The 12,540-nt window shown below is 65.3% G+C and carries 13 protein-coding genes; 6 read left to right on the top strand and 7 right to left on the bottom strand.

Annotated features, from left to right (window positions below; genetic code table 11):
* Positions 1 to 4: 4 nt before the first annotated feature.
* The 5 genes from yidC (at position 5) to BM150_RS06425 (ending at position 4,715) form a co-directional block, all read left to right on the top strand.
* Complete coding sequence (gene yidC, locus BM150_RS06445) at positions 5 to 952, top strand: membrane protein insertase YidC (protein WP_092925137.1); 948 nt, start codon at positions 5 to 7, stop codon at positions 950 to 952.
* 32 nt (positions 953 to 984) lie between these two features.
* Positions 985 to 1,551 carry a Jag family protein gene (locus tag BM150_RS06440; protein ID WP_092925135.1) on the top strand — a complete coding sequence of 189 codons (567 nt, stop codon included), beginning with the start codon at positions 985 to 987 and terminating at the stop codon, positions 1,549 to 1,551.
* 466 nt (positions 1,552 to 2,017) lie between these two features.
* On the top strand, positions 2,018 to 2,725 hold the full coding sequence (gene rsmG, locus BM150_RS06435) for a 16S rRNA (guanine(527)-N(7))-methyltransferase RsmG (protein WP_092925133.1): 708 nt from the start codon (positions 2,018 to 2,020) through the stop codon (positions 2,723 to 2,725).
* A 68-nt stretch (positions 2,726 to 2,793) separates the two neighbouring features.
* A complete protein-coding gene (locus tag BM150_RS06430) occupies positions 2,794 to 3,729 on the top strand; it encodes an AAA family ATPase (RefSeq protein WP_092925610.1) in 936 nt (311 codons plus the stop codon).
* The gene (locus tag BM150_RS06425; protein ID WP_092925131.1) at positions 3,726 to 4,715 is read left to right on the top strand and encodes a ParB/RepB/Spo0J family partition protein; all 990 of its coding nucleotides are present in this window, start codon (positions 3,726 to 3,728) and stop codon (positions 4,713 to 4,715) included. The genes BM150_RS06430 and BM150_RS06425 overlap by 4 nt, the downstream gene beginning before the upstream one ends.
* A gap of 574 nt (positions 4,716 to 5,289) precedes the next feature.
* Here the strand turns inward: BM150_RS06425 and BM150_RS06420 are convergent.
* From BM150_RS06420 to BM150_RS06410, 4 genes are all read right to left on the bottom strand, one after another.
* Positions 5,290 to 6,240, bottom strand: a complete 951-nt coding sequence (locus BM150_RS06420; protein WP_092925129.1) for a D-alanine--D-alanine ligase family protein — start codon at positions 6,238 to 6,240, stop codon at positions 5,290 to 5,292.
* Positions 6,241 to 6,437: 197 nt separating this feature from the next.
* The gene (locus tag BM150_RS06415; protein WP_092925127.1) at positions 6,438 to 7,802 is read right to left on the bottom strand and encodes an aminotransferase-like domain-containing protein; all 1,365 of its coding nucleotides are present in this window, start codon (positions 7,800 to 7,802) and stop codon (positions 6,438 to 6,440) included.
* A gap of 225 nt (positions 7,803 to 8,027) precedes the next feature.
* Entirely contained in the window at positions 8,028 to 8,162 is a 135-nt protein-coding gene (locus BM150_RS24890; protein WP_281243658.1) for a hypothetical protein, read from the bottom strand.
* Positions 8,159 to 9,376 carry an MFS transporter gene (locus BM150_RS06410; RefSeq protein ID WP_092925125.1) on the bottom strand — a complete coding sequence of 406 codons (1,218 nt, stop codon included), beginning with the start codon at positions 9,374 to 9,376 and terminating at the stop codon, positions 8,159 to 8,161. Before BM150_RS06410 ends, BM150_RS24890 begins: the two co-directional genes overlap by 4 nt.
* 149 nt (positions 9,377 to 9,525) lie before the next feature.
* Here BM150_RS06410 and BM150_RS06405 point away from each other — a divergent pair, with 149 nt between their 5' ends.
* Positions 9,526 to 9,981 (top strand): MarR family winged helix-turn-helix transcriptional regulator, encoded by a 456-nt coding sequence (locus BM150_RS06405; RefSeq protein WP_092925123.1) that lies wholly within the window; start codon positions 9,526 to 9,528, stop codon positions 9,979 to 9,981.
* A gap of 92 nt (positions 9,982 to 10,073) precedes the next feature.
* Here the strand turns inward: BM150_RS06405 and BM150_RS06400 are convergent, their stop codons facing one another.
* From BM150_RS06400 to BM150_RS06390, 3 genes are all read right to left on the bottom strand, one after another.
* The gene (locus BM150_RS06400) at positions 10,074 to 11,225 is read right to left on the bottom strand and encodes an N-acetylmuramoyl-L-alanine amidase (RefSeq protein ID WP_092925121.1); all 1,152 of its coding nucleotides are present in this window, start codon (positions 11,223 to 11,225) and stop codon (positions 10,074 to 10,076) included.
* A 287-nt stretch (positions 11,226 to 11,512) separates the two neighbouring features.
* Positions 11,513 to 11,839 carry a thioredoxin gene (trxA, locus tag BM150_RS06395; RefSeq protein WP_092925119.1) on the bottom strand — a complete coding sequence of 109 codons (327 nt, stop codon included), beginning with the start codon at positions 11,837 to 11,839 and terminating at the stop codon, positions 11,513 to 11,515.
* 104 nt (positions 11,840 to 11,943) lie between these two features.
* Positions 11,944 to 12,540, bottom strand: a 597-nt coding sequence (locus tag BM150_RS06390) for an NAD(P)/FAD-dependent oxidoreductase (protein WP_175496712.1), incomplete at its 5' end; no start/stop codon positions are given.

Raw genomic sequence — 12,540 nt, 5'->3', positions numbered from 1 at the left:
CGAAGTGCTGGACTTCATCAATTACCCGGTCTCGTTCATCCTGTGGTTGTGGCATGCCGTGTTCGGGGCGCTGCTCGGTCCGGACAGTGGTTTCGCCTGGGCGCTGTCCGTGATGTTCCTGGTGTTCACATTGCGGACCCTGCTGTTCAAGCCCTTCGTGCACCAGGTCCGCTCCATGCGCAAGATGCAGGAGGTCGCGCCGCGGATACAGCAGCTGCAGCGGGACTACCCCGATGATCCGCAGCGTCTCACCGCCGAGATGCGCAAGCTGCAGTCCGAGCAGGGGTTCAATCCACTCGGTGGATGTCTGCCCATGATCGTGCAGGTGCCGGTCTTCATCGGGTTGTTCCGGGTGCTCAACGGTTTTCAGCCGAACGAGGAGAGCAACTACTTCTTCGGCGCGGAGGGGGTGCGTTCCTTCCTCGACGCCCACTTGTTCGGAGCGAGCCTTTCCGGCACGCTCACGGCTCCTGCCGAGACGCTGAGCACTTTCGGAACCGATCGGGTCTCGATGCTGTCGGTCGGAGTTCCATTGATGATAGCGGCGGGGGTCGCGACGCATTTCACCACCAGACATTCGATAGCCAGGCAGCGTGGCGAACGCACCCCCTCGCCCGCTCCGAACCAGCAGGCGATGATGAATCGGGTCATGCTGTGGCTCTTTCCGGCGTTCGCCGTGGTAGCCGGCCCGTTCCTGCCGTTGGCGATCCTGCTGTACTGGTTGGCGAACAACTTCTGGACCCTCGGGCAGCAGCGTATCGTGTTTCGACGTATCGACGAGGAGGAAGCACAGCGGCGGCAGACGCCGGACGCGGCGCCCGCGGTGATCGATTCCTCGCCGGTCGAGCGCGTGGACTCCCGTGCCCGACCGGAAGACGACGAGCGAGCCGAATTGCCCGGAATACCGGAAGACCGTTCCAGCGACACGGACAAGCCGGACGAGCACCGGTGAATCCGTAAGCAGCTCCAGAGAGGAGACACCCAGTGTCCGATACCGTGCAGGAGGCCGGCCAGGACGAGCAGTCCGTGGCAGTCAGTGGTTCCGAACAGGCCACTGATCGGGACAGTGGATCGACGGCCAGAAGCGAAGCCGATCTGGTGCGCGAAGGCGATATCGCCGGTGACTACCTGGAACGGCTGTTGGACCTGCTCGACTACGACGGCGACATCGATCTGGATGTGGAGTCGGGGCGTGCCGTGGTGAGCGTGGAAGGCGGCAAGGACCTCGAGAAGCTCGTCGGTTCGCAGGGCGAGGTACTCGAAGCCGTGCAGGAACTCACCCGGCTGGCCGTGCAGCAGGAAACCGGGGTGCGCAGCAGGCTGATGCTCGACATCGCCGATTGGCGCGCGAACCGGCGTGACGAACTCAGTGATCTCGGCCGTCGAACGGCCGAGAAGGTCGCGAGTACCGGTAAGACCCAGCGGCTGCGCCCGATGAGTCCGTTCGAGCGCAAGGTGGTGCACGACGCGGTCGCCGCCGTGTCGGGAGTTACCAGCGAGGGCGAGGGAGAGCCGCCCAGCAGGCGTGTGGTCGTTTACCGGGCCGGGTGATTCCTCGGCGTGTGGTCGTTCCGACCGGACCGGTTCGTTGTCATGCTGCCCCTGTGACACCGCGTCACAGGGGCAGCATTGTGTTCGGCGGGGTCTCTGGCTTCGCCGTGGGGCTTCGTCCTGTGGCTTCGCCGTGGGGTGGGCTCACACGGTCGCGGGGCGTTTCACGTGAAACAGTGCGGCGGTCTCGCTCGCGTGGTGATGTGCGGGGCGGCCCGGGGTCGTTGCCCGAGGGGCGCGGCGTGGCCGTTCGGCGGGGTGCACCCATGCGGAGTGAGAAGTATTCGTTTTTCGTGGGTGACTGTGTCGAAGCCTGCCTTCGGGGCGTGTTTCACGTGAAACAACTCTATGATGAACGGGATCGAAGCCGGGGTATCGAAGAGGCGGGTTGTTGGACGAAGAGAGTCCGGTCGGGCGGTTCCCGGCCGAGAATGATGCGGGTGAAGCTGTGCGAGGGGTTGAGGGAATGTCACCGGAGCGGATGATTTTCGGTGATCGGGCGCCATTGGCGAGCGAGTTCGCGGAACGCCTCTTGACGGATGGCGTGCAACGTGGCTTGATCGGTCCGAGGGAGGGAGACCGGCTCTGGGAACGCCACATCTACAACTCGGCAGTGTTGCGGGAGTTGTTGCCACGTGAAGCCACGGTGGTCGATGTCGGCTCCGGGGCGGGACTGCCCGGTATACCGCTCGCGATCGCTCGTCCCGATCTGACCGTCACATTGCTGGAACCGATGGCGCGTCGGGTCGCGTGGCTGGAGGAACTGTCGGATGATCTGGGACTGTCCGTGACGGTGGTGCGGGGACGAGCGGAGGAAAAACCTATCCGTGCCCGGCTGCACGATCAGGACTTCGTGGTCGCTCGGGCAGTGAGCTCGCTGGAGCGGCTCGCCGAATGGTGTCTGCCGCTGCTGCGTCCGGGCGGCCTGCTGCTCGCGCAGAAAGGTGCCAGCGCGTCCGAGGAGCTGGAGCGTGATCGTGCCGCGATAGCACGTCGTGGTGGTGTGTCGGCCGAGGTACGCCATTGCGGAGCGGATGTGCTCGAGACTCCCGCCAATGTCGTCGTGGTGCGGCGTTCGGATGCGGCTCCGTCGCGTTCCGCCGGCTCCGGAAGGCGAGCTCGTGGGGCGGGGACGCGTCGGCCGGACAAGCGGCCAAACAGAAAGGAACGGTGACGGTGACCCCGGAATCGAACCAGACCGATGGTGTTTCACGTGAAACAAAGGGTCGTTCCATGGGTGGGATGCGTTTCCCCGCCGTGGCCGGCGAGGGAGCGCAGGCGGAGGAAGCGAGTTCCGATTGGACCGCCTGGACTCCTCTCGTGGAGGAGGCGAAACGGAGCACCTCCTCCCCGGCGCCGGAATCGACCCGACTGCCCAAACCCGATGAGCGTCGGATCATGACCGTCGCCAACCAGAAAGGCGGCGTGGGAAAGACGACCAGCACGGTCAACCTGGCCACCGCGCTGGCAGTGCAGGGGCTGCGGGTTCTGGTCATAGATCTCGATCCGCAGGGAAACGCCAGTACCGCGTTGGGAGTCGATCACCAGGCGGGGGTTCCCTCGGTCTACCAACTCCTGCTCGGTGAGATCGGCGTCGCCGACGCCGCCGCCACCAGTACACAGTCGGAGAACCTCAGCTGTGTGCCCGCCACCATCGATCTGGCAGGCGCGGAGGTGGAGCTCGTCACGATGGTCGCTCGCGAGGCGAGACTGCGAGAGGCACTGCGACCGGCGGTACTCGACGAGCTGGACTACGACTACGTCTTCATCGACTGCCCGCCCTCGTTGGGACTGCTCACGGTGAACGCACTGGTGGGCGCGCACGAAGTGGTGATCCCGATCCAGTGCGAGTACTACGCACTGGAGGGGCTGGGGCAACTGATCAACAACATCGAGCTGGTGCAGTCGTACCTCAACCCCGGGCTCAACGTCTCCACCGTGTTGCTGACCATGTACGACGGACGCACGAAGCTCGCCGAACAGGTTACCGAGGAAGTCCGCAACTATTTCGGTGAGCGGGCACTGCGAACCGTCATCCCGCGTAGCGTCAAGATTTCCGAGGCTCCCGGCTTCGGGCAAACCGTGCTGAGTTACGACCCCGGCTCGCGGGGTTCCATGAGTTACTTGGATGCTGCTCGTGAGATCGCCGAGCGCGGTACGGAGAGGAAGACGTCATGACCGAGCGTCGTGGTGGTTTGGGCCGCGGGTTGGCCGCACTCATTCCGAGTGCTCCGGAATCGGAGGCGCCGCCGGAAGGGGATAATTTCGACACGGTGACGGTTTCGGGTGGAGCTGATACCGCTCCCCCGTCCGGTGGCTCCGCCGTGGAACCCGTTGTTTCACGTGAAACGAGCGACAGCGTCGCCGGAGCCGTCTACCGTGAGATCGAGATCTCGGCGATAGTTCCCAACCCGAGGCAGCCACGCCAGGTTTTCGACGAGGACGCACTCGCCGAGCTGGAACACTCCATCAAGGAGTTCGGTCTCATGCAGCCGATCGTGGTGCGTGAGCTCGACGATGGCGAGCAGTACGAACTCATCATGGGAGAGCGCCGTTGGCGAGCGGCGCAGCAGGCCGAATTGGCCACGCTTCCCGCGATCGTCCGGCAGACCAAGGACGACGCGTTGTTGCGGGACGCGTTGCTGGAGAACATCCACCGGGTGCAGCTCAATCCGCTGGAAGAGGCTTCCGCGTATCAGCAGCTGCTGGAGGAGTTCGAGGTCACCCACGACGAGCTGGCCGATCGGATCGGGCGCAGCAGGCCCGTGATCACCAACATGATTCGCCTGCTGCGACTGCCGTTGCCCGTGCAACGTCGAGTCGCCGCCGGGGTGCTCGCAGCCGGGCACGCCCGAGCGCTGCTCAGCCTGGACAACGCGCAGGATCAGGAGGAGATCGCCAACCGCATCGTGGCGGAAGGGCTCTCGGTGCGTGCCGCCGAAGAGCAGGTGACGCTCAAGAAGCGGGAACAGCCGGAGAAGCCGAAGTCCAAGCAACGTCCCAAGATGGAGCTCGCGGGAGCCGAGGAAGTGCAGGATCGCCTCGCCGACTGGCTGGATACCAAGGTGAAGGTGGAGTCCGGGCAACGGAAGGGGCGCATTGTCGTGGAGTTCGGTTCCTCCGACGATCTACGGCGACTCACCGAACTTTTGTTGGGGGACTGAGTGTCCACATCAGCACTTGTCCGCGTGGTCGGTTAGCCGGCACGTGAGTCGGCGCCTTGCGGCGTTGGGCCGGCTCTTGAGTAGCGACCTACGCGGCGAGCGGCCCTGCCTGGCAATGCATCCGACTCACGCACCGGGGACGATCCCGCTGTCTCGTTCATGGTGCGATACCGGGCCGGTGCCGGTTCGAACCAGTTACGGGTGCCCCGACATCGGGTAGCGACCTACACAACGTCTCCGGCGTCCTCGCGAGAGCCGCACGGGAGAACCCGCGGCGGTGCCGACTGCGTAAGTGGTGGGAGTTCGGCGCTATGTCGTAGCGGTGCGACGATTTCGTGGGAAATTTACGCCACCGGAGCCGCATGGGTTCGCCGGGGTGGTTTCCACTACGGGGCGAAGGCATCGCACAGCGGGGCAGTGCGACCACTGCCCCGGCGCACTCCAACCACGGACGGAATCGAAGGTCCTTGGGGACCGACATGGTTCCGTCACGGTGACATCCTGTTTCGGGCGGTGCTTTCGTGGCCGGAAGCGGTACTCGCGTTTCACGTGAAACGAAGCGAGCTCGGCGCCGCTAGTCTCGACCGTCGATCGCTCGTTCGATCAGTCCGTCGAAGACCTCACCGAGTCCGCGTCCCGCCGCCTCGATCCCCATCGGCATCAGCGAGGTCGCGGTCAGGCCGGGCGAAACGTTCACCTCGAGGAAGTGGACCTCGCCGGATTCGTCCACGATCGCGTCCGTACGCGAGAGGTCGCGCAGTCCCAACAGGCGATGCGCGGAAACGGCCAGTTCGGCCGCGCGTCGAGCCACGCCCTCCGAGAGCTCGGCGGGAGCCTGATAGCTCGTCAGCCCCGCTGTGTAGCGCGCCGTGTAATCGAAGATCCCCTTCGACGGTTCGATTCGTACGGCGGGGAGCGCGTGTGGCCCCTCGGAGTCCTCCAGCACCCCGATCGCCAGCTCGGTGCCCTCCACCAGCTTCTCGACCAGGACCGTGTCGCCGTAGGAGAACGCCCCCATCATCGCGGAGGGCAGCTCCGAGGACTCCCGCACCACTCGTGCGCCCAACGCGGAGCCGCCCTGAACCGGTTTGAGCATCAGGGGGAGACCGATCTTGTCCACCAGGGCGTCCAGCACCGGATGAGCACCGAGCTCGCGGAAGGTGGACTGCGGCAGCACCATCCACTCGGGAGTGGGCAACCCCGCCCTGGCGAGTTCGGCCTTGGCCGTCGGCTTGTCCCAGGCCCGGCGGCAGGCCCGGGGATCGGTGCCCGCATAGGGAATGTCGAGCAGCTCCAGGATGGACTGGATCGCGCCGTTCTCCCCCTCCCCACCGTGTAACGCGACCAGCACCGCTTCCGGCCGCTCGATGCTCAGGCGGTTGAGCAGTTCGTGGTCGGCGTCCAGCTCGGTCACGGTGAGCCCGGTGGAGCGAAGTGCGGCGGACAGTCTGCGGCCGGAACGCAGCGAGACGTCGCGCTCGTGCGACAGTCCTCCGGAAAGTACGGCAACCCAGCGATCGCTCAAGTGGACTCCTGCATGACGAAGTCCGTCACACCCTGCCGAGCGTGACGGACTTACCGGACCAGTACGAAAAACCTACCCGGACGACGTTATGCGGTTCGGCAACCGGTCGGTAGGGCTGCTCCGAGCGGGCTCGGAGCGCTCGCGGAAGACGGGGAAGACTCCGAACCGGGAACGCCTTGCGGCTCTCTCACCGACGATCAGGCGGTGTCCGGCGAGGGGGTCTGCGGCCCGGAGAGTTCGCGTCCGCCACCGGAACCGAAGGTTCGCAGCAGGTCCAGCTCCTCGTTGAGCGTGTTGGCCAGCCTGCGAACGCCCTCGTGAATCCGTTCCGGGGTGGGATAGCAGAACGACAGCCGCATCTGCCTGGTTCCCAGGCCGTCCCGGTAGAACCCGGTCCCGGAGGCGTAGGCCACCCGCTGGGTGACCGCCCGCGGCAGCATCGCCTTGGTGTCCACGCCCTCCGGGGCGGTGAGCCACACGAAGAAGCCGCCGTCGGGGCGGGTCCAGTCGCAGCCCGCGGGCATGTGCTGCTCCAGCGCGCTGAGCATCGCGTCGCGGCGTTCCCGGTACTGCTCCCGGAAGCTCTTGATCTGTCCCAGCCAGTCGTGCGTGCTCAGGTAGCGCGAGACGATCATCTGGTTCAGCGTCGGTGGGCACAGCGTCGCCGATTCGGCGGCGAGTACGAGTTTCTCCCGGACGGCGTGTGGTGCCAGCACCCAGCCGACCCGGAGTCCGGACGCGAAGGTCTTGGAGAACGAGCCCAGGTACACCACGTTGTCGGGATCCAGCGAACGCAGCGACGAGTAGGTCTGGCCCTCGAAGCCGAGCAGTCCGTAGGGATTGTCCTCCAGCACCATGATGCCGTGCCGGGAACAGATCTCCAGGATCTCCGGGCGTCGCTGCTCCGCCAGCGTGACACCGGCCGGATTGTGGAAGTTCGGGATCGTGTAGAGGAACTTGATGGTCCTGCCCTGCCCGTGGAGTTCCTCGATGGCAGCGCGCAGCGCGTCCGGCTGCAGCCCGTGCTCATCCATCGCCACGTGCACCACATCGGCCTGATAGGTGGAGAACGCGCCCATGGCGCCGACGTAGGAGGGCCCCTCGGCCAGTACCACGTCGCCCGGATCGCAGAAGATCCTGGTGACCAGGTCCAGCGCCATCTGCGAGCCCACGGTGACCATGATGTCGTCCGGCTGGCCCGAGATGCCCTCGAGTGCCATGATCTCGCAGATCTGCTCGCGCAACTCCGGAACGCCGTGCGCGGAGCCGTACTGCAGCGCCGCCTGTCCCTGTTCGGCGATCAGCCTGGCCACTTCCTCGGACAGCGAATCCAGCGGCAGCGCCGCCAGGTTGGGCATGCCACCCGCCAGCGAAACCACTTCCGGCCTGCTGGCCACCGCGAAGAGTGCCCTGATCTCCGATGCCGTCATCCCCGCCGTGCGCTCGGCATACCGTGCGGAGTGAGTGTCGAGGTTGCCCATCGCCGCCCCCGTCGCGGGAGTCGACGTGCCGGTTTTCTCCGGCTCGGCCTGCTCGTTCGGCTGGTTCGAATGATCGGACATTCCGCGCTCCAGGGTCGGTGGTGCGCCGTGTGATCGGCACCGGTCACGGGGAAGCGGGACCGGATTTGATCCGGCGATTCTAACCGGTTCATCGTGTGACGTTCGCGGTTGTGTAACGTCCGCCTCGTTCCATCCTGGCCAACAGTGAGCAAAATCACCAATTGGTTCTGGTGTGGTGGTGCCGATCGTAGCCGGCCTGTGACTGAGCGCGCCCGATGTCGTGTTTCAGTGGCTCGAAGAGGCGATGGTCGCGGACCAGTCACCGTCCGACGGAAGTTCCAGTCCGATGCTCATGGAGTCGCCGTTGGGAACAAGACGCCCCAACGCGGACTTGTCACCGCGGGAAGGCTGCTCGTTCATCGGTTCGTTCCTTCGGTGGAAAGGGAGGGATTCGCTGTCGGAAAGGCGGTTTCTTCATCAATTCGGTGCTTGTTTCGCATTTCCAACACGCCCGAAAGTGCCGTGAATCCCAAGCCGAGTGCGGCCATGGCGGCACCGACCCACGTCGGCGAAGTGTACCCGAAGCCGGCGTCGATGGTCAGACCACCGAAATACGCACCCAGCGATATGCCGAGATTGGCGCCGGATGCTCCCGCGGCCGAAGCGAGAGTGGGAGCGCCTTCGGCCTTGTCGATCACACGCGTCATGAAACCGGGGACCGTGGAGAACCCGGCACCACCCAGGAATACGAGTGTGAGCGCCGCTGGAATCTTGTACCCGGACGTGAAGGTGAAGGCGACCAGCACTACCAGCAACAGGGAGAGGCAGACGTACAGCGTCGGTAGCTGGGCGCGGTCGGCGTAGCGTCCACCGAGAAGGTTGCCCGCCACGAGTCCGACGCCGAACAGCACCAACAACGGGGTGAGCATGTTCGAGGCGAACCCCGTCACTTCTGTGAGCAGTGGCGCCACGTAGCTGAAGGAAGCGAAAAGTGCTCCGATGCTCATGGCCGCCGTCCCGAGGGCCAGCCACACCTGCGGGCGGGCGAACACTGCCAGCTCCCGTTTCAGACTCGCGTCCTCGGGCCTGGGCTGTTTGGGGACCAACCCCACGATTCCGAGCAGGCTGAACAGTCCAATACCCGTGATCATCCAGAATGTCGAGCGCCATCCCAGGCTCTGCCCGATGAATGTTCCGAACGGAGCTCCCACCACGTTGGCCACGGTCAGCCCGGTGAACACCAGCGAAATCGCGCGGGCCTTGCGCTCCGGAGCCACCAGGTCGGCCGCGACCACGGAAGCGATTCCGAAGAAGGCACCGTGGCAGACCGCGGCGAAGATGCGGCCGAGCATCAGTACCCAATAGCTGGGCGCCACCGCTGCCAGTACGTTTCCGGCGATGAACAGCAACATCAGGATCAGCAGCATCGCCTTGCGTGGCACCCGTGTTCCGGCGGCGGTCACCACCGGTCCTCCGATAACGACGCCGAGCGCGTAACCGGATATGAGCAGTCCCGCTGTCGGGACGCTCACCGAGAGATCACCCGCCACCTGGGGTAGCAGGCCCGTTATTACGAACTCGGTGGTTCCGATGCCGAAAGCACTGATCATCAGCGCTAGTAGGGCAAGGGGCATAGTGGTTGACCTCCCTCATAAGTATATGCATTGAAGTATATTGCATATACATATTAGTAGTGTCAAGACTATGCTCACACGGTGGTTGCATGGGCAGAGGGAATGTGAGCAGACTGCTGTCCAGGAGTCCTATGACGAAGGAACACGCTATGAGCTCGGAAACCGATACGTCCCCGAACATCGAGATGCCGACCGCTCTCGAGCATCGATGGCACCAGCTACGGTTGGTGGAGAGCCGAGTTTCCGAACAGCTGGAACACGCGTTGCAGCGTGAGCACGAACTCACGCTGTCCGAGTTCTGTGCGCTGGCCGCGCTGGCCTATTCCGACGACGGGGGCCACCTACGGCAACAGATCCTGGCGGAGGCGATACCGCTGAACCAGAGCTCGGTGAGCCGTCTGGTCGGTAGGTTGGAGAACGACGGCCTCACCGAGCGGTATCTGTGTCCCACTGATCGACGTGGGGTCTACACGCAGATAACGGACAGGGGGAGGAACAAGCTACTGCAGGCCAGACCCACGTATCTGCGTGTGCTGGAGTACGCGTTGGGAGAGATAGGGCGGGACGATTACCTGGGGAGGGTGTTGACCGGCCTTGTCGAGTGAGTCACGGCTCCTGGAAATGCTCGACTTATCCGGTCGCCGCACGGATACGCTCAGTCCGCGAGCGCCCCGCTCCGCCCGGTGGAATCGGGTACTCAGGCTCCCTCGGCGCGGGTGAGCTCGTAGCGCAGCAGATCGTCGAAGGTGAACGAGCCGGTGGGCCGGTCGTCCTCGCCCAGCAGGTAGAGCCGTTTGACGGCGACGAGCACCGCCTCGGCCACCACGTCGCGGAAGCCGGGGTCCAACAGCCGCGCCCGGTCCTCCGGGTTGCTCAGGTACCCGGCTTCGATGCGCACGGCGGGCATTTTCGTCCAGCGCAGGACTTCCCAGCTCTTCGGGTGGCTGCGGCAGTCCAGCATGGCGGTACGTGCCACCACTTCGCGCTGCAGGAAACCGGCGAGCGCCTCCCCCACGTTCGACGTGGTGCCGTTGCCGGTGCCGAAGTGGAAAGTGGCGACCCCCTGCGCCTGTGGTGAGCGATTGGCGTCCACGTGCAGCGACAGGAACAGGTCCGCGCCCGCCTCGTTGGCGAACGAGGCCCGGTCGGCCTCGGCGGGGCACGAGTTGGGGCCGCGGGAGATCAGCGCCTCCATACCGGTGGCGACCATGCGGCCCTCGAGTCTGCGGGCGAAGTCCCAGGCCAGGTCGGCCTCGGCCACACCGTTGATCACCACTCCCCGGTCACTGCCCCCGTGCCCCGGGTCGATGACGATGCGTTTGCCGCGCAGACGCGGTCCCGCTCGCCGCACCTTCTCCTGCTCCCGCAGGTAGACCGGGCGCCCGCCGCGCACCTTCGGGGCCAGCTGTCGCAGCGAACGCAGGGTCGCCGGTCCACAGATACCGTCCGAGTTCAACGCGTACTCGCGCTGGAAGTTCCGCAGCGCGTGCTCGGTCTGCCTGCCGAAGATCCCGTCTGGGCGGCCTGCGTCGTACCCCAGTTCGAGCAGCCGCTCCTGCAGGGCGAACACGTCGTCACCACTGATGGGACGGGACACGAAGTAAGCGAGCGAACGATCGCCCAGCCGCCACTTGGCGTCCGTGAGCGCTCGGTACGTGGCCGGACCGACGACGCCGTCGGTTATCAGACCTCGTTGCTGCTGAAAGGCGCGTACCGCGTGTTCCACCGACTCGTCGTAGGTGGCCGGTCCCACATGGCCGTTCGGTGGTGGTAAGAGCCCCAGCGCAACGAGAACGCCATGGATCTCGGTCACGGCCGGGCCGACGTCACCGCGGTGGAGCAGCTGCATGCACTCCTCGCTCGATTCAGGCACCGACCTCGGCCGGTGCTAACGACGTGTCATTACCCCCAAGTATCAGTTTATTCCGATGCGGTCCGCTGCGAAGTATTGTGCCTTGTCGCTGTGGAGTGTGGGCCATGGGCCGCACCGTCGTCGCTTCGGTACGTTCCGCTAGCCTGGTCGGCCCTGATCGTTGACCGTTCGAACACGAGATCCCACCGCCCCGGGGGACGGTGGGATCTCGTCGAGGTGCCACTCGGGCGTCGCCGCCCGGGTGTGACAGGTGTGGCCACCTGTCACAGGTAGTCGGAGATGTCCGAGAGCAACTGGTCCTTCGGCTTGGCACCGACGATCTGCTTGACCGGTTCCCCCTTGGAGAACAGCAGCAGGGTGGGAACCGACATCACCTGGTAGTCACGGGCGACACCGGGGTTCTGGTCGATGTCCAGCTTGGCGATGGTGATCTTGTCCTCGTGCTCCGAGGCGATCTCCTCCAGCACGGGGGCCACCATCTTGCAGGGGCCGCACCAGGTGGCCCAGAAGTCCACCAGGACGGGCTTGTCGCTGTTGAGGACGTCGTTCTTGAACGACTCGGAATCAACGGTAACCGGCTTGGCTGCCATCTTCGCTCCTTACTCGGTGCTCGGATCGGTACGGGACGGTGATCACCGGCCCCCTCGGCGCGGCGGGGCCACACCGGAAGCGGTCGGGTCTCCGCTCGCGGCCTTCAGTGGGCTGCCGCGGTGTCGGCCTCGGTGGTGGCTCCGTACCCACCACCGACGAGCTCCGGCGCGACCTCCGCCGCGTCGGAGGCCTCCTGCCCGGCCAGCCAACGCTCCGCGTCGATGGCCGCCTGACAGCCCGAACCGGCAGCCGTGACAGCCTGCCGGTACGTCTTGTCCACCAGATCACCCGCGGCGAACACACCCGGGACATCGGTGGCGGTCGAAGGATGGTGCACCCGCACATAGCCTTCCTCGTCCACCCCGACCTGGTCGGCGACGACCTTGCTGCGCGGATCGTGCCCGATCGCGACGAACATGCCCGTCACCGCCAGCTGCGACTCCTGCCCGGAGACGGTGTCCCGCACGGTCAACCCCGAGACGGTGCCCTCACCATTGACCTCGGTGACCACGCTGTTCGTGCGCCAGTGGATCTTCTCGTTCGCCCGCGCCCGCTCAAGCATGATCTTGGAAGCGCGGAACTCCTCACGGCGATGCAGGATCGTCACCGACCTCGCGAACCGGGTCAGGAAGGTCGCCTCCTCCATGGCGGAATCCCCACCACCGACCACGGCGATGTCCTGATCCCGGAAGAAGAAACC

The organism is Actinopolyspora alba, assembly GCF_900112765.1.
GTDB lineage: Bacteria > Actinomycetota > Actinomycetes > Mycobacteriales > Pseudonocardiaceae > Actinopolyspora > Actinopolyspora alba.
The sequence above is the reverse complement of the archived record's forward strand: the minus strand, read 5'-3'. Positions and strand labels throughout refer to the sequence as shown.